The 19281-nt window shown below is 55.1% G+C and carries 13 protein-coding genes, 2 pseudogenes and 1 riboswitch; of the genes and pseudogenes, 5 read left to right on the plus strand and 10 right to left on the minus strand.

All coding sequences use genetic code 11. The features are described 5' to 3' along the window. Position 1 precedes the first annotated feature (1 nt). Both D7Z26_RS22840 and D7Z26_RS22845 read left to right on the plus strand, forming a co-directional pair. Entirely contained in the window at positions 2 to 1099 is a 1098-nt protein-coding gene (locus tag D7Z26_RS22840) for a DUF58 domain-containing protein (RefSeq protein WP_120979326.1), read from the plus strand. Next, entirely contained in the window at positions 1099 to 2439 is a 1341-nt protein-coding gene (locus D7Z26_RS22845) for a carbon starvation CstA family protein (RefSeq protein WP_120979327.1), read from the plus strand. Before D7Z26_RS22840 ends, D7Z26_RS22845 begins: the two co-directional genes overlap by 1 nt. A gap of 102 nt (positions 2440 to 2541) precedes the next feature. On the opposite strand, the gene D7Z26_RS22850 is transcribed toward D7Z26_RS22845, so the two are convergent. The 4 genes from D7Z26_RS22850 to D7Z26_RS22865 all read right to left on the minus strand — a co-directional run bounded on the left by D7Z26_RS22850 (position 2542) and on the right by D7Z26_RS22865 (position 8775). After that, entirely contained in the window at positions 2542 to 3060 is a 519-nt protein-coding gene (locus tag D7Z26_RS22850; RefSeq protein WP_120979328.1) for a C40 family peptidase, read from the minus strand. 4 nt (positions 3061 to 3064) lie between these two features. Next, positions 3065 to 3207: riboswitch (cyclic di-AMP (ydaO/yuaA leader) on the minus strand. A gap of 211 nt (positions 3208 to 3418) precedes the next feature. Next, positions 3419 to 4234 carry a hypothetical protein gene (locus D7Z26_RS22855; protein WP_120979329.1) on the minus strand — a complete coding sequence of 272 codons (816 nt, stop codon included), beginning with the start codon at positions 4232 to 4234 and terminating at the stop codon, positions 3419 to 3421. A 12-nt stretch (positions 4235 to 4246) separates the two neighbouring features. Next, complete coding sequence (locus D7Z26_RS22860; protein ID WP_120979330.1) at positions 4247 to 6244, minus strand: M1 family metallopeptidase; 1998 nt, start codon at positions 6242 to 6244, stop codon at positions 4247 to 4249. Between the two features lie 425 nt (positions 6245 to 6669). After that, positions 6670 to 8775 carry a HelD family protein gene (locus D7Z26_RS22865; protein ID WP_120979331.1) on the minus strand — a complete coding sequence of 702 codons (2106 nt, stop codon included), beginning with the start codon at positions 8773 to 8775 and terminating at the stop codon, positions 6670 to 6672. Positions 8776 to 9017: 242 nt separating this feature from the next. Here D7Z26_RS22865 and D7Z26_RS22870 point away from each other — a divergent pair, with 242 nt between their 5' ends. The 3 genes from D7Z26_RS22870 (at position 9018) to D7Z26_RS22880 (ending at position 13902) form a co-directional block, all read left to right on the plus strand. Next, positions 9018 to 9521: a YwhD family protein gene (locus tag D7Z26_RS22870; RefSeq protein WP_120979332.1), complete on the plus strand. Its 504-nt coding sequence runs from the start codon at positions 9018 to 9020 to the stop codon at positions 9519 to 9521. Positions 9522 to 9712: 191 nt separating this feature from the next. Beyond that, entirely contained in the window at positions 9713 to 12817 is a 3105-nt protein-coding gene (locus D7Z26_RS22875; protein WP_233567145.1) for a hybrid sensor histidine kinase/response regulator, read from the plus strand. After that, positions 12814 to 13902: a response regulator gene (locus D7Z26_RS22880; protein WP_120979333.1), complete on the plus strand. Its 1089-nt coding sequence runs from the start codon at positions 12814 to 12816 to the stop codon at positions 13900 to 13902. The genes D7Z26_RS22875 and D7Z26_RS22880 overlap by 4 nt, the downstream gene beginning before the upstream one ends. 105 nt (positions 13903 to 14007) lie before the next feature. Here the strand turns inward: D7Z26_RS22880 and D7Z26_RS22885 are convergent, their stop codons facing one another. The 6 genes and pseudogenes from D7Z26_RS22885 to D7Z26_RS28140 form a co-directional block, all read right to left on the minus strand. Next, entirely contained in the window at positions 14008 to 15168 is a 1161-nt protein-coding gene (locus tag D7Z26_RS22885; protein ID WP_325050468.1) for an ABC transporter permease, read from the minus strand. 2 nt (positions 15169 to 15170) lie between these two features. Continuing rightward, the gene (locus D7Z26_RS22890) at positions 15171 to 16298 is read right to left on the minus strand and encodes an ABC transporter permease (protein WP_120979334.1); all 1128 of its coding nucleotides are present in this window, start codon (positions 16296 to 16298) and stop codon (positions 15171 to 15173) included. 14 nt (positions 16299 to 16312) lie between these two features. Further along, complete coding sequence (locus D7Z26_RS22895; RefSeq protein WP_120979335.1) at positions 16313 to 17248, minus strand: ABC transporter ATP-binding protein; 936 nt, start codon at positions 17246 to 17248, stop codon at positions 16313 to 16315. A 164-nt stretch (positions 17249 to 17412) separates the two neighbouring features. Next, positions 17413 to 18519: a sensor histidine kinase gene (locus tag D7Z26_RS22900; RefSeq protein ID WP_120979336.1), complete on the minus strand. Its 1107-nt coding sequence runs from the start codon at positions 18517 to 18519 to the stop codon at positions 17413 to 17415. A gap of 2 nt (positions 18520 to 18521) precedes the next feature. Next, positions 18522 to 18740, minus strand: a pseudogene (locus tag D7Z26_RS28135) (response regulator transcription factor); the annotation flags it as partial. An 86-nt stretch (positions 18741 to 18826) separates the two neighbouring features. Next, positions 18827 to 19238, minus strand: a pseudogene (locus D7Z26_RS28140) (response regulator); the annotation flags it as partial. Positions 19239 to 19281: the final 43 nt, after the last annotated feature.

The raw sequence follows: 19281 nt of genomic DNA on the forward strand, positions 1-19281 counted from the left end.
TATGGCCGTTCTTGTCTGGGTTATTCTGCTCATGACCGCGCTGTACGCCCTGCAGAGGACCGTGTATCGCTTTGCGGGGCTGAAGTCGGTCACTTACGTCCGAACGTTCAGCGCCTCGAGGCTGTTCGCGGGCCAGACGATATGGATGCAAGAGACGCTCGCGAATCGCAAGCGTCTGCCGCTCCCGTGGTTGCGGGTGGAATCGTTGCTGCCCGCGCAGCTCGTGTTTAAGCATCGGGAAGCCGATATGTCGATTCATAGCGGCGATCGGTTGCAGAACCACGCGAGTCTGTTCAGCGTGCCTTCTTATACCGAGATCGTGCGCAAGCACGAGATCGTCTTGCCGTACCGCGGCAAATACCGAATTACGAGTTACACGTTAACGTTCGGAGATCTTGTCGGCTTAACGGGCAAGTCTGTTCAGCAATCCGCAGATAACGAGTTGATCGTCTATCCGAGGTTGAAGCAGCTTAGCGAGTTTCCTCTGGAAGCGCGCAAATATTTGCAGAGCGTTCGAAGCAGGGTGAGTCCGATCAGAGAAGATCATTATTTCGTCGCGGGAATTCGACCTTATCGCCATGGCGATTCGTTCCGCATGGTGAACTGGAACGCGACGGCCAAGACCGGAGAGCTTCTCGTCCATCAACGGGAGAGCATGCAAGACAACGATCTGACGATTATTCTGAACGCGGAGCTCCTCGACTCCGCCCACAACGTAAGGATATCGCCCGAGGAATTCGAGAAAGCCTTGAGTTATGCGGCGTCGGCCGCCCAATACGTCATTAGCGGCGGGGGCAGAGCGGGGTTTATCTATAATGGCGTGACGGATGGCCACGAGGGCTCCGTATTCCGGGCTCCCGCTAAGAGCGGAGCGGCGCATATGGACATGCTGTTGGAGGCGATGGCCGGCTTCCAGCCCGTCACGACGCTGGGTCTATCGTTCTTGTTGGAGCAGTTGGTCGCCGAGCGGCAGCGGGGCATGAATGCGTTGCTCGTTACGGCTTACCTCGACCCGAAGCAGGAAATGCTCGTCCGCAGACTGCGCGGGCAAGGAAATACGGTGGAATTGCTTAAGTTGGGCAAGGGGGCGAACGTTTGATGGCGCAACAAGTTCAACAAGCGGATACGACTCAACCGGCAATCCAATCGGCTTCCTCCACGCTCACCCGAAAGTTAGCCCGCATCGTGACGGAGGCGCTCATCTGGCTCCCGATAGGGCTGATGTTGGCCGCGAATAAGGGGTCCTTAGGCAAAATAGGCATGCTGCTCTCCGCTATGGCTTTCTTCGCCTTCGGGTTGCTGCTATACGCGATTCCCGCGATGTGGCGACGCATGATCATGATCGTCGTGTTCGTCGCGCTTCTGGCGTTCTGCGTCATCAAGGATCCGCAAGCGATGCCCGTCATGATCTGGATGGGCGTCCTGATGTGGAGGGGCAGATATTCTACGCTGAGATATCCGCATTACGGGCTTGCGTTCGGGATCAGCTGTGCTGCGCTAATGCTGACATCCCAGAATGAGGCTTGGGCAGATTATCGGTGGCCGTTCATACTTATGGGCATCGCGTGGATGATCGCGTGGTTCGTCTCGCTTAACAGGAGCCTGATCGAACAAGCGGGACTCGCGGATCATGGGGACCGCATCGTTACGAATCCGGTAAGGCGGGCCAACCGAAAATACATGCTGATTTTCCTGGCGACGGGCATTCTCGCGATCGCGTTAACCGCGAGTTATGGCCAGCGGCTGTTAACGCCAAAGCATATCGTGAACCCGGACAGCAGTTGGATCGATCCGGACCGGTTTTTGCAGCCGCCCGATCCGGGCGCGGCCAATCAGGGATGGATGGAATTCGCGAAAAAAGACGGCAAGCCTTCCGTTCTATGGGACATCGTTACCTGGGTCGTGATCGTCGCTGCCGCATTCGGCGCGGTCTGGTTCGCGAGACTGATATGGAATGATCGGACTTGGACATGGAAAGGGCTCCTTCATGCGCTCCGGAATTGGTTCAAGCGGGAGAAGAAGGAGGAGCGGCTGCCTTTCGTCGAGGAAAGAAGAACGTTGGCGAAGGAGCGGAAACGGGGGCCGGGAGTGTTCGATGCTTTGTTCCGGAGACGAAGCAAAGGGCCGGATTGGGAGCGGCTTAGCGGCTCCGAGAAGGTGAGGCGCCTCTATGAGGAGGCGGTACTGGCCGGCATAAGCGAGGGCTATTCCTTCCAAGCGAATCATACTCCCGCCGAGACGCTGGAGCAGTTGGAGCGTTGGCAATTCAGCCGTCCTGCCGCCGACAAAGATAGCCGGACGGGCTATTGGAAATGGTTGGTTACCGTTCGAGCGACGCTTACCGAGCTATACGAGAAGGCGAAGTACAGCGTCCATGAAGTTACGGTCCAAGAAGTCGAGCAGGTGAAGGAGCGGCAGCCGCCGGAGACTAAGAGGTAATCGTGACGCCTTGTATAACGCATCTTCCCCCTAGCAACTCCCGGACATAACAAAAGCCGCCTTCCTAAGGGAAGGCGGCTTTTGTCTAATCCTTCGATCGAATTATTCCGCGGAGTCATCCGCTGGAGCGTTATCCGATTCTGGAGCATCCGACGGATCGGTCGCGATTTCTTGGTAAGTATCCGCGTCCATTACCCGGCGAGCGGTGACAAAGCGTTGCGCGTAATATTTATCATCCATGTTGGCGAACGAGACGCTCTTGCCCGTGGAAGGGGAATGAACGAATTTGCCGTCGCCGACGTAGATGCCTACGTGCGAGATGCTTTTGCCGTTCGTGTTAAAGAACACGAGGTCTCCCGGACGAAGGTTGTCGCGGGACACTTTTTTGCCTTGAATGGCTTGGTCTCTCGACGAACGATTCAGGCTGATTCCGAGCTTCTTGAACACATACTGCGTGAACCCGGAGCAATCGAACCCGTTAGTCGTCGAACCGCCGGACTTGTAGTTAATGCCCAGAAGCGGCTTAACCGTCTCTTCCAGCTTGGAATCCGCGAACGCGCTTCCCACCTGAAAAGCCAGAGCAAAGCATAAAGCGATAAGAATGACAGAAAGCTTGCGCAAAACCGGTGACTCCTTCCAATGCCTACGAGGTTAGCTGGAGGGTTCGGTAGAAGGTTCCCCTATGGCTCCTGTGAAGCGAAAGCCAATTCACCCGTAAAGAATGGTTCCCCCGTTCCTCATTTCGAGAGGACTCGGCAGTTTATGATTTTCCTAAGATTACATATTCGGTTATCGTGACGAATTTCCTGCATCTTCTAAATTAGAATTCCTTAATCTAGAGTGCAAAACTAGGGATTCGTACCCTCCTTTCGTCCCGATTTAGGCCGCCGATAATAACGCCAAACCCCGGTTACGCCCTCGAAAAGGCGCAAACCGGGGAATGTCCCTGTTGGATATTGTCGAAAGCGGGACGCGAAGCTTAACGCTCCGTACCGCACCAAACCTGATACTGCGAAGCGGAAGTCCACAGCGTCAGGAGCGAGCGGACGAAGTAGAAAGCTTGATGCAGCATAACGGCGAGAAAGCCTGACCAGAGCATGGAGACGGCCCAAGCCGTGGCGGATACCGCCAGACCGACGCCGAGCAGGATGAACGTAATTCCTAGAAGCGGGAGTGCCCGGCCCAACGCCAAACCGAGACCTTTGAAGATTCCCTCCCGGGAAGCGGCTCCGAACTGCATGAATTGAAATACCAGGTGCAGCAGGAATCCGAATGCCAGCCATGCCAGCGCATAGGGCAACAATCCCTGAAACCAGGAGGTCAGAGAGGGCTCCGAATAGAAGCGGTCTCTGGCAAGCGGCAACAACCATGCGGCGGGCAGTAACGCCAGTCCATTCTCTAACCAGTAAAGCAGGGTTACCGGTTTCCAAACTCTTTTCATGCCCGACAATACCCGCGTCCCCTCGTCTTCCGTCGCATGGTAGAAGGAGTAAAAAACGCCGGCATTGATCAGGGGGGTCAGCGCCATCCGCATCAGAAGCAATCCGCCAAGCAGCCAAAGCGTCTCGTTGACCATATCGGTCTTGAGAAGGCGGAACTGGGCTTCGACGAGGAACAGATGGGCCGCGTCCGAGTTCGGGTGCGCTGCGGGATATCTCGCCAGGATCGGCGTGACGACCGAATCGACGAACCGGTAGAGGAAAAATCCCCACAGCAAGCGGTACAGAAAAAGGAGAACCACTACATATTTATGCCGGACGGCCATGTCCCATCCCTTTTTTAACAATCCGCGCATCTTCTCACCACCTCACCACACCATTGTTCCGAACAGTCCTTCAATGATTTGCGTTATTCCTGTCGCGAAGCGCGTACGCGTTTCTTTCGGCACCTCGGCTTGGAGATAGTTGTTATACCTTCGATTATCCAGCACGACGTTATTGCCCGGATCGATGGCCGCGTAGGTCAAAGGAGTCGAAGATCGAAGCTGAAGCTGGATATGATCCTGGACTCCGTCCCATCTTTTGCTGACCGATTTACCGTCTTGGAATTGGACCCAAATCGACACCGGCTGAGGGCTTCCGCCGTATCGCTTCAGCAACACGATGCTTTCGTAGCCGTCCGTCGTCTTCTGCGTTTGGATAGAGTCGACCGCGAAGTCCGCCATTTCCCCATTTTGCACGTAAGACCGGAAGAAGTCGTTCCACTTCGTCTTCGTGATGCTCTCCACGACCTTCTGGAAATCGGCGGAGGAGGGGTGCTTAAACTCGTATTTCTGAAAATAAGTTCGCAGGATCTTGCTCATCGTCTTATCCCCGACCTGGCGTTCAAGGGCGGATAACACCAACTTGGCCCGCAGGTAGACGTTCTCGGCATAGCCGTTGGAGGAACTAAACCGCCATGAGACTTGATCGAGCGGCTCCGGAGCCGTCATATAGCTCGCTTCGACCGGCAAATTCGGAAGCACGCCGTAGATGCTGGACATGAGCTTGTCTTCGGTGTAAGAGGTGAAGCCTTCATCAAGCCAAGCTTCTTCGAATTCGTTGGAGGCAACGAGGCCGTACCAATATTGATGAGCGATCTCGTGCAGGAGCGTGCGCTCCAGCTCGTATCCGGGATTGTCGTCCTTGGCTGCAGCGGCGGTGACGAGCGTCGGGTACTCCATGCCGCCCGCCCCATTGGCGTTAGCCGGCGGAACGATGATCGACAGCGTGGAATAAGGATATTCTCCGTACCATTGTCCAAGTTTGGCGAGCGCGGATTTCGCGGCATGCATGTAACGGTCCTTCAATTCCTTGTGTAGCGGGTCTATGTAGAGTTTGATGCGAACGCCGGGTATTCCGGCAGAAGAGAAGGAGTCCTCAACGTATTCGAAGTTCGGCGAAGCGGACCAAGCGAAATCATGGACGTCGTCGGCATAAAATTGGTAGCTCTTGCGCCCGCCCGCCAGAGCCGGGGATTTGGTCTGAAAGCCCGTCGCGGCGATCGTGTAAGATTCGGGAACGTCGATCCGAACGCTGTAGATGCCGAAGTCCGAATAAAATTCCGAATTGCCATGATACTGGTGCAAGTTCCAACCTTCGGTTGCCCGTCCTCGCGTGCCCGCCGTCTCGTATACCGCAACCTTCGGAAACCATTGTCCCGCCATGACGAAATCATCGGCTTTGCCCATTCGGGCGAAGACGTCCGGCAGCGTAACCGTAAAGCCCATGCGGAGCGTCACGGACATGCCGGGCTTGACCGGTTCGGGAAGCCGGAAAGTTACCAAGGTGCGATCGTTCTTGTTGCCGTCGTCAGGCTGGACGAAGTGCAGACGCGGCAGGAGCGTTTCGCCTTGGTCAGTCGTCAGGGTCGTGATGCTCATGCTGCCGACGCTTCCCGGCTTCATTTTGTCCCCGCGAAGCTGGCCGCTGGATTCCTTCAAGAACGTACTGCCGGGGGAGAAAGCGTTCGGATACAGGTGCAAATAAAGCTCGCCGACGGCTTTGCGCCCGGGGTTTTTCCACGTGACGGTTTGTTCGCCGAGCAGCTTCCCGTTCTTCTCGTCCAAAGTGACGGCGATGTGGTATTCCGTTATGCGATTGCTAAGCACGACGGCCTCGGACTGCTGGGGAACGTCGGGCACCGGATCGGCTTTCGGTGGCGTCGCGGCCGACGAGGCGACCGGCAGGACCTCGTCCGATACCGCGGCGGCCGGCAACGCATATTGGTCCACCCAAGCGTCGGCAAATCCGAATTTAAAGGATATTACTAGTACAGCAGCGGCAGCGACGAAAAGTAACATTCGCAGCGAACGGCGCTTAGGCATACGGATAACCCTCCCGTTGACAAGCATCTACGAGATATATATGTGGGTTGTCCGCGGATTATATCTTCCATGAGATAGGTTTATTGCGGAGAAGTTAGTTGGGGGGAGTTGGTCTTTTTCGGAGAGGCGTCCTGTATTTGGTACAGGCACTTTCGGCGATATGGCTAATTTCTTGTTTGCAAGATGTATTTACTGCAGTCGTTTCTATGAATTTTCAGTAAAAGACGGCTGAACTCGCCAAATAACCTGTAGTAAATGCAGGTGGCATCCCCTACTCTTGTTCAATCGGCAAGATTGCCTGTACTTTATGCAGGTAAGCTGTCTGAGGGAGAAGAAAAGGGGCGGTGAGCGGCGAAGGAAAAGTATACATCGAGGTCGCGAAAAAACCCCCAAACCGCAAGAATGCGGCTTTGGGGGTTAGGCGTTCAGGAAATCAGTGGAGTCACGTTGCCGTACGAATAGAGCGTTAACCGGTGAAGCGCGCGCGTACAACCAACATATAGTAGCTTTGCGTCTTGTGGATTCAACGCGTATTGCCGTTCGCCCGCGTCGGCCACGAGGACGGCGTCGAACTCGAGTCCTTTAGCCAAGTAGACCGGAACGATCGTCACGCCGCCGCGGTATTGCGTTTGTCCCTCGGAAATCAGGTTCGCGTCGATGCCCCCCGCTTGCAGCTCCTCATGCAACCTGATGCAGGCTTCGTCCGTTCGGCCAATAATCGCGATCGTCCGCATGCCGCGTTCCCGGTTGTCCTCAAGGAAGGTCCGGATGAAAGGGAGGCGCTCCTCTTGATTGTCCAGTCGGACGATGTCTACGGGATCTCCGCTTCGGAACACCGGTACGGCGGGCGGAAGGCCCGTGTCGGTATGGGACAAGATCCGGTTGGCGAATTCGATGATCTCCAGCGTGGAGCGATAGCTCTGCTGGAGGACGTGGTAGGAATTGTGCTCGTCGTCGAATACGGCGGAAAGCTCCTCCCATCGCTGGACGCCGCGATAAGCGTGAATGCCCTGGGCCAAATCGCCGAGAATCGTGAACGACGGCTCGTTCATGAAAGCATTCAGCAGCGCGATCTGGAAGGGGGAGACGTCCTGCGCCTCGTCCACGACGACATGGTCGAAGATCAAGTTCTCGGCTCCGTTGAACCGATAATGGATCCAGACGAGCGCGGGCAAGTCTTCGGGCTGGACGTACCCCTTTTTCAAATAGGCTTGCGTCTCTTTAACGATCTTCCCTGGAATCGGCGTTGCGTCCGAGCCGGAGGAAGGGGGAGCGAACAAGCTCTTATAGAACTCGAGGGCATCCGCCTTAGGCAATTTGTTCGTATACGCCCGAAGCCGCTGCTTACCGGTCTTGCTCTTGTCTTTGCGGATTTTGGGGTCCCCGATCGTGTTCAATTGCATCTCCAGCCAACGGTTAATCCTTGCGGTTAACCGATCGCGGCGGGAAGCCAGCGAATAATGCCGATATTCGACCTCGAACCATTCGCGGATGACCTCGACGGACAACGCGCGGCCATCCCAAGCTTCGAAAGGCTGCATCTGTTCCCCGAGAAATTGCGATTCCAGCTCGGTCAACCGATCGTCGATCCATGCCTTGAACGCAAGAGAGCCTTTGAACCGGCCCGGCGTCTCGTCGTTGATCGCAGGACGCTTGCCCTCGAGCGAGAACCAGACATTGCCTTCCGTCGTTCCCGGCGCGAGCCGGACGTTGGCGTTCAGCCGGTCCGTCGCCCATTCCGCGAACGTCGTTTGCTTGACGTTGCCTACCCCGAGCTCCGGCAGAACGCCCGAGATATAATCGAGGAACATCGTATTCGGCGCGAAAATAACCATCCGCTCCGCTTTGATCTGCTGTTGGTATTGATAGAGGAGAAAAGCCAGCCGGTGCAGCGCGACCGTCGTTTTCCCCGAGCCTGCGGCCCCTTGGATAATCAACGCCTTATACCTCGGAGCGCGAATGATCTGATCCTGCTCGGCTTGGATCGTGGATACGATATCGCGAAGCCGGTTATCTTTTTTGTCGCCCAGCTTGTAGAGGAGGAATTCGTCGTTGAGACCGATGTTGTCGCCTCCGCGCTCGTAGCTGTCCACGACTCTCTGAAGCTCGCGGTCGCGAATGGATAAGTTGCGCTTGAGGTGAACGTCGCCGCCTATGATCCCTTCGGGCGCTTCGTATTCCACGGGCGCTTCCCCGCCGGTGAAGGAATAAAAGAGGCTGGCGACGGGCGCCCTCCAATCGATGACGTACGGTTCGCCCGTCTTCTTAAGGTCCATGCCTCTTTTGCCGATGTACAGCGGTTGGGGCTCCGTCTTGCCGTCTTCTCGGAAGTCTAGCCGTCCGAAATAAGGGTCATTGTTAAGCAACGCCAGCCGTTGGCGGCTTTCTTCCCTTTTTTCCTCCAGCAGCTGCTCGGTGAAATCCTGCCCCCGGTAGACGGGGCCGATGTCGGAGCGTTGCCGATCGATCTCCTCGAACGTATCTTGAAGCCTGCGATTTTCTTCCCGGTATTGCGGGGTCTGTTGATCCATACTGATTAGAGCCTCCTAGCGCAAACGTGCGATGAATAATGACTTTACTTATTTTGACGCATTTCGAGAAAAAACAATAGACTTATGTTTTCCGGTTTGTTATGATGTTGAGTACAGGATTGCCTAAAACACCTAGAACATACGTTCTCCTATAAATTCAAGCATTAAGAAGCGGGTAAGGCCTTGATTTCGAGGGGCCCGGGCCGGTTTTTTTCATATCTAAGGACATACGGAGGTTGAACATGGATAATCAGGACAAACCGGTCGAGAAAAAGAAGTTATCCCTGAACGTTGTCAGCAATAAGGAACATAGAGGATTCGGAGCGGGTTCGATCGACCTGAGCCAAGTCGCTTGCGTAATCATCGACGAAGGCGAAGCCTACATCGACGTAGGCGCGATGCATGCGAAGAGCAAGATCGAGAAGGGCATTAAGTTCTCGCCGGACAAGTCGCTCGTTCCGAACGGACGTTCCGCATGGATCGTCTGGGTGGCCGTCGACCGCAACGAAACGGGATCGTATTACGCGGGGGCAACTTCTTGCGAGATGCTGATTGACACGGAAGCGAGGAAAGGTTGGAAAATCCTTCCCGATCATGTGAACCGCCTCGACGCTTCGATTAAGCGCAAGTATATGCTGGACAATATCGGACCGGTAGAGAAGGCGGCGTTAAGCAAGCTGCTGATCGAGCACAATTCGGAGTGGTGGGATAACTCGCCGCAGGCTTTGAAGGACTTGTTGGCTTAAATTAAGATCAAGAACAACGAAATATCATCGATTGCGAACGCATCTCCGGGCAATGTTTCCGGAGGTGCGTTTTTATTTGCGCGGACGACGGATAGTCGGGCCGGGACTTTTGAGAGATTTATGAGAGAGGAATGTCGTACAATGAAAAAAGAATGAAGATCGGCTTGTACGGAGGAGAGATACGCTTGAAAGTGTTGGGAATGCGTAACGCGTTCGGCATCGTCGGATTCTCGGCGCTCGCGCTCGCGTTGTTTATAGGAATATTTCATCTGTCTCGGCCTCCCGCGGATTCGCCGAAAGCAAAATCGGGCGTGCTCGACCTATCCGGTTGGAACTTCAAGGAGCAGGGCTTGGCCCATTTGAATGGCGAATGGGAATTTTATGGGGGAAAGTTGCTCGAACCGGGCGATTCTATTAATCCCGACATGCCGGCTCCGGTCTATTCGAATGTACCCGGCACATGGAAGGGCAACAATGAAAATGCCGGAATTCCCCGCAAAGGGTTCGGAACTTACCATTTGAAAGTTCTGCTGCCCGAAGCGGAGGGCATGTACGGACTGAAAATCCATAGCATCCGCATGTCCCACCGCTTATACGTCAATGGCGCGTTGATCGGTTCAAGCGGCAATCCGGCAGCGGAGCCGTCCGCCCACGAGCCGGGAAATACGCCGTATAGCGCTTTCTTCCAAACGGACGGTAAGGCCATCGACGTCGTGCTTCAGATCGCCAACTTCGAGTTCGTGACCGGAGGCGTCGTCAGCGCGATTCAATTCGGGCTTCCGGAGGACATCGCGTTCAAGAGCGGCATTCAACTCGGCACCGATATCGCATCCGTCTTCGTTCTGGGAATGTTCGGCGCGTATCAGCTCAGCTTCAATTTTATCCGCAAAAGGGAAAAGACGTATTTGTTCGGAGGGCTGTATTTATTCGCGTTAGTCCTTGTTCAATTGTTCTACGGGGAGAAAATCGCGCTCCGGGTCTGGCCGGGAATCCCATTCGAAATGGCGTACAAGCTGTTGGAGCTCGCGCAAATATCCTCCATGGCGCTGATCTTCTTGTTCTACGCTTCGATCGACACGCGGATCCTTAAGGGAAAGACGCTTGCGGTATTGCTGGCTCCGTATTTTCTGTACATGGCCGGATTGTCGGTCGTTCCATACTCGGCACTGGTCGAGGTGAAAGGGTACTTGTTCGTGTATGCGAGCGTCTTAATGCTGTTTATTTTATTCCGGCTGCTTATGTTGTTCATTAGCGAGCTGAAAAAACCGAACGGGCGAAGAGAGCTGGCGTTGTTCATCGGGGGTAGCTTGTCTCTCCTCGTCTTTCTCGTGGACGGTACCTTGTATTCGGAAAGCATCGTGTCCGACGACCTGATCTCGAAGGGTGCGCTCGTCTGCTTCATCGTCTTGACGAATATCATGCTGGCGTTAAGATTCGGTCGCGCATTAAAAGAAACCGAGCAACTGGCACGCCAACTCGCTGCGTCCAACCGGAGGAAGGACGAATTTCTAACGATGACGTCCCACGAGCTGCAGACGCCGCTCCACGGGATTTTGAATTTATCGGCGGACGTGCTCGCCGACGGGGAGGCTCCTCCGTCGGACCGTCACCGCAAGCAGCTCGGTCTCATTCGCGATACTTCGATTAAGCTATCTATGATCGTTCGCGACTTGGTAGACGTAACGCGTCTCAAGCATGACGAATTGCGTCTGGAGACGACGGCTGTCGACGTTAGGGTTACGACTCAGATTGTTTGCGACGTTCTTCGCTTCGAGCTTGGCGGCAAAAATATTACGTTGGACAACCGGGTCGACGAAGGCGTCGGCGTCGAAGCGGACGAAAACAGGCTGTTGCAGGTGCTTTATAATCTCGTGCAGAACGCGATCAAGCATACGGAGAGAGGCACGATTCGGATTTACTCGATATCGGAAGGAGAGTTCGAGCGTATCGTCGTCGAAGATACGGGAGTCGGCATCCCTCAGGCCGATCGGGAGAAGGTGTTCGGCTACTTCGAACAGCTCGAGTTACCGTCTGGCAGAGGCCGGCATGCAGGCATGGGAGTCGGCTTGTATATCAGCAGAATGCTAGCCGAACGGATGAGTGGAAGCTTGGCCGTCGAATGGTCGGAGCTCGGAAGGGGCACGCGCATGGCGCTCGTCTTGCCTTCTTCGGAACTCCCGAGTTCCGAGCGGGAATCGGCCGCTTCGCTCGAGGTGCCGGCTGCCCAGAATCGCGAGGATGCGTTCTCGGACGTACTAGGCCGCCCGGGGGCAACGGTGCTGATCGTCGACGACGAGGCCTCCAATATTCACGCGTTGCTAAGCATCTTAAAGCGGCATGATTACAACGTCGTGACGGCATTCTCCTCCCGCGAAGCCGCGGAGAAGCTCGTTCGGCATCCGGAGATCGATCTGGTCGTCCTGGACGTGATGATGCCGGCCGAATCCGGCATCGAGCTATGCCGCTCGATTAGAAGAAGGCGGTCGATATTGGATTTGCCGATACTGTTCGCCACGGTGAAGGATTCCCCTTACGACATCGCGCTGGGTTTCGGGGCAGGCGCGAACGATTACGTGACGAAGCCATTCGAAGGGGAGACGCTCCTTGCTCGAATCCATACGCTTCTGGCGATGAAATCCGCGCTCAAGGAAGCGATCCGTAACGAGCAAGCATTCCATCAGGCGCAGATTAAGCCTCATTTTCTATATAACGCGCTTAGCGGCGTCATTTCTTTCTGTTACACCGACGGAGAGAGAGCCGCATACTTGCTGACGATGCTGAGCCAATATCTTAGGCACATTCTGGATATGGACAGGGATACGTCCTATGTGCCGTTGCATCAGGAATTGGAATTGGTCGAGGCTTACGTCGAGATCGAGAAGGCGAGGTTCGAGGATAGCTTCGAATTTCGGCTTGAGGTCGACGATGCTGTTATCCATGAACGGATTCCATCTCTTTGCATCCAGCCGTTCGTCGAGAATGCGATCAGACATGGCTTGTTCGAGAAGGAAAACGGGACCGTGTCGCTGCGAATCGACGAGGGAGACCGGTATTTGAAAGTGACCGTCGAGGACGACGGCATCGGCATTCCGGACGACTTAGCGTACCGGTTGGCGAACGGGGACGGACTCGAGGGAAGCATCGGCATCGCGAATATCCGTAAGCGGTTGGCAGCGGTGCCTGGCGCGAGCTTGCAGATCGACTCGGACGTCGGACGGGGCACGAAGGTGACGATGTACTTGCCGATTTTCGGACTGAACGAAGAGCGTAGGAACGGAAAGGAGGAACTGGAATGAAGCTTTACAAAGCTATAATCGTGGACGACGAGAAACCCGTTCTCCGGTTGATGACTCACGTAATCGGGATGAACGGGAGATATTCGGTAGCGGGAACGTACGCGAATCCGCTCGAAGCGCTGGAAGCGGTCGGTACGCTCGTTCCCGACGTCGCGTTTCTCGATATCGAGATGCCGAAGCTGAGCGGCTTGGAACTCGCTCGCAAGATCGTCGAAACGTCTCCGCGAACGAGAATCGTATTCTCGACCGCTTATCGCCATTACGCGCTCGACGCGTTCGACGTGAACGCCGTCGATTATGTCCTGAAGCCGGTAACGCCCGCGGCGATCGCGAGAGTAACGGCGCGTTTGGACGAACTGCAGCCCGCGGAGCCGGAAGTTTCGGTCGAGCGCAGGGAGCGCGGAACCTCAATTCGTTGCTTCGGCGCTTTCGAAGCGAGGAACGCGAAGGGAAAACTCGTCCGTTGGCCAACGCGCAAGACGGAGGAATTGTTCGCCTATTTGCTCTGCCACCCGGACCGGGAGATCGGCAAGTGGCGTCTTGCGGACGCCATCTGGCCGGAGTTGGACGAAGAGCGGGCGATGAACAATCTGTATAATACGGTATACCGGCTGAAAAAAGTGCTGAAAGAGCAAGGAATCGAGATGGACGTCCATAAGACGCAGGACGGGTATTCTCTCGATACGGGAGGATTGGCTTATGATTTGACGGCGTTCCAACGGTCGGCGTCGTCGGATGCGGGGATGGCTGGACATTCCTTGGAAGAGGACATCTGCTCGGCTTATCAAGGCAAACTGTTGGAGACTAAGGATTATAGCTGGAAAGCTTCGCTCGCGGAAGTATACGGCAGACAACACGAGACGGCAGCGCGCGGCCTCGTGTCGCGTCACTTTACGATGGGCGAGTGGGAACAGGCCGAGAGCAGGCTTCTTGCCTACTTGGTTATTGAACCGCTCGATGAGCGGATGAACAGATTGCTGTTCGAAGTCTATGAACGGAGAGGATTCGCGGACAAAGCCCGCAAGCACTTTGCGACTTTCGCAGCTGCTTACCGTACGGAGTTCGGCGAGGAGCTGACAATATAGGGGGGTAACAGAATTATCTGGCGCTCGCCCCGCAATGCCGAAACCCACCTGGCGGTTGATTGCCGCAGGTGGGTTTCGTGTGCTTTGCGTTAGTATGCGGGAAGTCTATACGAACGACTTCGTATCGTTATTGCGGGCGAAACGGTAGATCGCGATTAACGAGAAGGCGGCGGCGAAAGCGAACAGGATGCCGACGTTTAAGCCCAAGCTTCCGAGGCCTTCCCCGTTCTGGAGCTTCTGCAACGAGTCGAGCAACCAATGCTGCGGGAGGAAGCTCGCGATTTTGTTGACGGACTCCGGCATAATATTGGCCGGGAAGAAACAGCCGGACAGCAGGCAAGTCGGCGTAAGGATCAGATTCTGCAGCGCGCTGGCGCTGGAGCTGCTTCTGGCGAAAGCGACGATGAGCAGCGACAAGCCGATGGCGGCCAGCCCGAACAGCAAGAGGAGAGAAAGCATCTGAGCGAACGGGATGCCGGAATCGACTTTCAACACCGTCTTCATGACGAATAACGCAACGACGATCTGCATGAGCAGAATAAGGATGTTAACGGCTACGTTAGAGAGCACGTAGGATCTCGCCGATATTGGAGAAGACATCAGGCGCAGGAACGTACGGTTTTCCTTTTCCTTCAAGATTAGCTCGGTCAGGTTTGCCGCGGAGAACAGCATAAACGTAATGAGATAACCGATCGATTGGTAGGTCATGTCTTTCTTGTTGGAAGTATCCTTTACCGCTTCCGTATGGAATTGGAACGGCTTCTTCGCGTAAGCGGCATAGATCGCGTCGAAAGCCGCGGAGTCGCCATGGGTTTGCTTGCCGATCGCGGCGACGTTGCCGACGTAACCTTGAAGGAGCGCTTTGACGTACGCGGTGACTTGGGCGCCCTTGACGGAGACGAGCGTCAATTGCTCCGGATCGGGGTTGCCGTTCTTCAGCGCGTCGGAGAAGCCTTCGCCGATGACGAGCCCGCTATCGAGCTTGCCGGCGGCGATATCGCTTCTTAGCGCCTGCTCGTCGTCCGTCATCGTTACTTTGACATTGTTCAAGCTTTGCACGAACCGGATCGCGTCTTGGGAGAGCGTCTGATCCCCGTCGTGGTTAGCGATGCCTATCCGCAGCGTTCCGTTGCTCGCGTTGCCATAGAGCAGCATGGAGAGCACGATGCCGCAGATCGGTAATCCGAAGTAGACGATCCAGCTTCTCTTATTGCGGAAAGTATTCGTTAACGTTTTGCGAATTAACCAAGCCATGTCCTTCAGCATAATTAGAAAGCCTCCTTTTTGCGCATGGATACGACGGCGATGAAGAGGCAAGCGGCGGCGATGCCCACATTCAGTCCGATGGCCGGCCACGCGGCGCCAAGGTCGCCGTTATAGATGATTTTCGTTAACGCTTGATTCGCCCAGCGGAGCGGCGACAGGTCGGAGATGAAGCCCATGAACGACTCTCCCGAATTTCCGAGCGGGAAGTAAGCGCCGCCGATGAACGAAGAAATCTGCGTGAAGATCATGACGATGGAGCGGGCGGAATCGCCTTTCCAATAGCTGAGGACAAGGCCCAAGCTGACGGCCAGCATGACTTCCGTTACGAGAACGACGAGCACGATGCCGAGATGATTGCCCCAATCGGCTTGAAAGACGAATTTGCTGACCAACATGACGGCGAATACGAGCAAGATGTTGATAACGGTACATCCGATGACCTTGCCCGCGAAAATCTCTCCTTTGCTTACCGGCGAAGCGATCATGCGGACGATGGTGTTGCGCTTTTTCTCGACCCAGAACAGCAAAGTGCCGGAGATGGACGCATAGAGAGCGATCATCGTCGTCATCGCCATCGCGTAATAATCGATGGAGCCCGGCTGTTTATCCGCGATCAAAGACGTTTCCTTCACGTATTTCGCGGCGGAGTCGTTCGCGTCCCGGATGATGCCTTCCGCCAGGGAAGGATCCGTCGCCATGGCTGCCGCGGCCAGATTGTATTTGTCGGCGAACGCGGTGAGCATGCCCTGCAGGATATTGCTTTCGATCGTCTTCTTGCTGCTGCCGTAGTAAGCGATGCCTTGATCGCCGACCTCGGCGTAGGCGGCATAATGGTTTGCGCTAATTTCTTGTTTGCCGTCGACGCCTTTCTCGATCGGCACGGAGACAATGCCTTCCTTTTCGATCGCTTGCGAGAAGCTTTGCCAGAACTGCGTCAGCTGCTTGTCGGCAATGTCGCTTTTGTACAAAAGCTTAAGGTCTCCCACGGGCGTCGTGCTGGAGAAAGCGTTGGAGAGGGCCGTACCGAGAATGAGCATAAGGATGATAGGGAAGAGGAGCATGAAGGTAAAGGTTCTTTTGTCACGGAGGGTCGTCTTGATTTCCTTAAGCGCGATAATCAGAATGTTCATGGCGTTCTCCTCCTTTAATCCCTGAGATTTCGGCCGGTCAAAGTGAGGAACACCGTCTCCAAATTCGGAGCCTGTTCTTCGACGGAGCGAATTTCGATTTGGTCCTTGATCAACTGTTGAACGATTTGGTTTAAGTTGTTGATCTCGCCTTTGGAAGCGATCTTCACGACATTGTCTTCCAGTCTGACGGAGATGACGCCGGGAATTTGTTTGAGATTATCGATGGCCGAAGGCCGTTCGCTCTTCACGCCGATCCAGATGTCCTTCGCGTCCGTTATGATCGCCTTGAGCTGCTCTTTCGTGCCTTCCGCGATAATCTTGCCGTGATCGACGATGGCGATGCGCGTGCAGATTTCTTCGACTTCTTCCATGTAATGACTCGTGTATATGATCGTGCAGCCCATCTCGTTCAGCTTTCTGACCGAGTTCAAGATGTAATTGCGCGATTGCGGGTCTATGCCTACGGTCGGTTCGTCCATGATGATCAGCTTCGGACGGTGCGCGATCGCGCAGGCGATGTTCAAGCGCCTTTTCATGCCTCCGGAGAAAGTGGACGGGTAAGCTTTGCCCTTGTCGCTAAGCCCGACGAACTCAAGCGCTTCGATCGTCCGTTCCTTAAGTAGAGCGCCTCTCAGGCCGTACAGTCCCGCGAAGAAGCTTACGTTCTCGTAGGCGGTCATGTTCTCGTAGATCGCGATGTCCTGCGGCACGATTCCGATGTTGGACTTGGCGAACTTGCCGTGACTTGCGATATTTTTGCCCAGCAGGAGAATCTCGCCCTTGGTCGTCCGGAGCAACGAAGCGACCATGCTGATCGTCGTGCTCTTGCCGGCGCCGTTGGCTCCCAGGAATCCGAAAATCTCGCCTTCGCTTACGCTAAGGGACATATTATCTACCGCGACGAAATCGTCGAACTTCTTCGTTAAATTGCGTATCTCCAGCACGTTCATCCGAATCACTCCATTGGTTTAAGTGGTTATGAATGTATTGTAAAGAAAAAGGATGCCCTTATGTCAGTGCATAAGTTCATCCTCTAGCATGAGAAAATTCATATTCTATTCCACGAGTACAAGAGGCCCTCCATGAAAATAGTCATCTCGTTCCGGCGATTGCCTTAGCGAGGCAATAAGGTCGTCACGGAGAAGCCGCCTTTCGTTCCGTCCGCGATCACGGTGCCGCCCGCGGAAGCCGCCCGTTCTTCCATGCCGACGAGGCCGAGTCCCTTGGCGATTTTGACCGCGCCGACTCCGTTGTCCGATACGACCGCCTTCACGAACTTATTGAGCACTTGGATCTCCATATGAATTCCGGTCGCTTTACCGTACTTCAGCGAATTCGTAATGGCTTCAACGGCGTTTTCCTGAATGATCTTCCATTGAAGCGGCGAGATGACGTCGATATCCCCGGTATGGGCAACCGTCGCCTGCATGTTTCGATCGGCGGAGAGCTTGTCCGCCATTAAACGCAGCCGGTGAATTCCGAGCTCCTCGGATTTCGGCTTCGCGTCCTTCAGCGTCAGCCGAATGCGCTCCAGCCCCTCCTTGGAGATGGAGATGGCATTGTGCAGCAGTTCCGATGCTTTGTCGGGGTTGGAGGCGAGAACCATGCGCGAAGCTTCCATCTGAATCAACGCTCCCGCCATCGCGTGGCCGATATCGTCGTGGATCTGCTGCGAGATCCGATTGCGTTCTTCCAGCTTGATCGTATATTCCGATTGCCGCATATATTCTTTATTCTCGTTCAAGGAACGGGTTAGCCGTTCCAGATCCTCGCGAGCTTTCTCCTGCTCGCTCTCGAGCTTGTTCAGCTTTCGAAGGAATGCGCGTCCGCTCGCGAAGAGCAGCAAGCCAAGGAATCCGACGAGAACGTACGCGGGGATCAGGCCGTGAGGCGTGAAGGGGAGAACCGCGAGAATGGCCAGGCCGGCGAACAGCGAGCGCTTCTCCGATAGCAAGACGAGCTCGCATAGGTTGGCGGGAAGGAACAGAAGAAATATCGGATCGAATTTCCAGGCGCACGCGATGAGGAAACAAGCCGATACGACGGCGAGTATGCGTTTGGGCGGGAGGGCCTTGAAGATGGGAATCGCCATATTCAAGCATAAGCAGATCAATAACGCGAGTAAGTGCAGCGAAGGATCGTCGGCCGGAGTCAGGAAAAAAGTCACCGCGACTACGTAAACGAATACGCCCGCTTTGTTGCCGATCATCCAGAAATCCATCCCTAAGCGCCCCCGTCCAAACCTCTCGTCTCTCCGGTCAAATAATAAATCGCGATCTGCGTACGATGCTCGAGTCCCGTTTTATTCAAGATCGCGGTAATGTAATTGGCGATCGTCCCTTCGGAGATAAACAGCTTCTTGGATATTTCTTTGTTGGACAAGCCGTTCGCGATTTGCGTCATGACGTCGAGCTCCCGTTCCGTGAACAAGCTGCGATCGATCGCTCCGGATGTACTGGAGGCGGCTTGGGGCTGTTGGGGAGTCGCGTTTCCGTTGCCGGCGTCGGCTCCAGCGCTTGCGCCGGATAACAGATTCGTTTTGATTTTATTTAATACGACGTCCTGAAGGACGTGGTGGTCGTTATATACGCTCTTGATCGCGTCGCGAATGCGTTCGGGATCGTTGTTCTTCAGCAAGTAACCGCGAGCCCCCGCTTGGACGGCTTCGAGAATGAATTCGTCGTCGTCGAATGTCGTAAGGATAAGCGGCTTCGCCTTGGTTTCGGCCGTAAGGAGGCGGGTGGCTTCGACGCCGTTCATGTTCGGCATGCGCACGTCCAGCAGGACGACGTCCACGTCGTTATCGCGGCAAAATTGCACGGCCTGAAGCCCGTCCTCGGCGGTGCCTACGACTTCGAATTCCTCGAACGTAGCGAGGATGATTTTCATGCCTTCCCGAATGAAGGAGTTATCGTCCGCGATCAGCACTTTGATTTTCAACCGGCTTTCCTCCTCTGGTGGGAATTGCTCCCATCCCATCTTA

Source organism: Cohnella endophytica (genome assembly GCF_003628305.1).
GTDB classification, from domain to species: domain Bacteria; phylum Bacillota; class Bacilli; order Paenibacillales; family Paenibacillaceae; genus Cohnella; species Cohnella endophytica.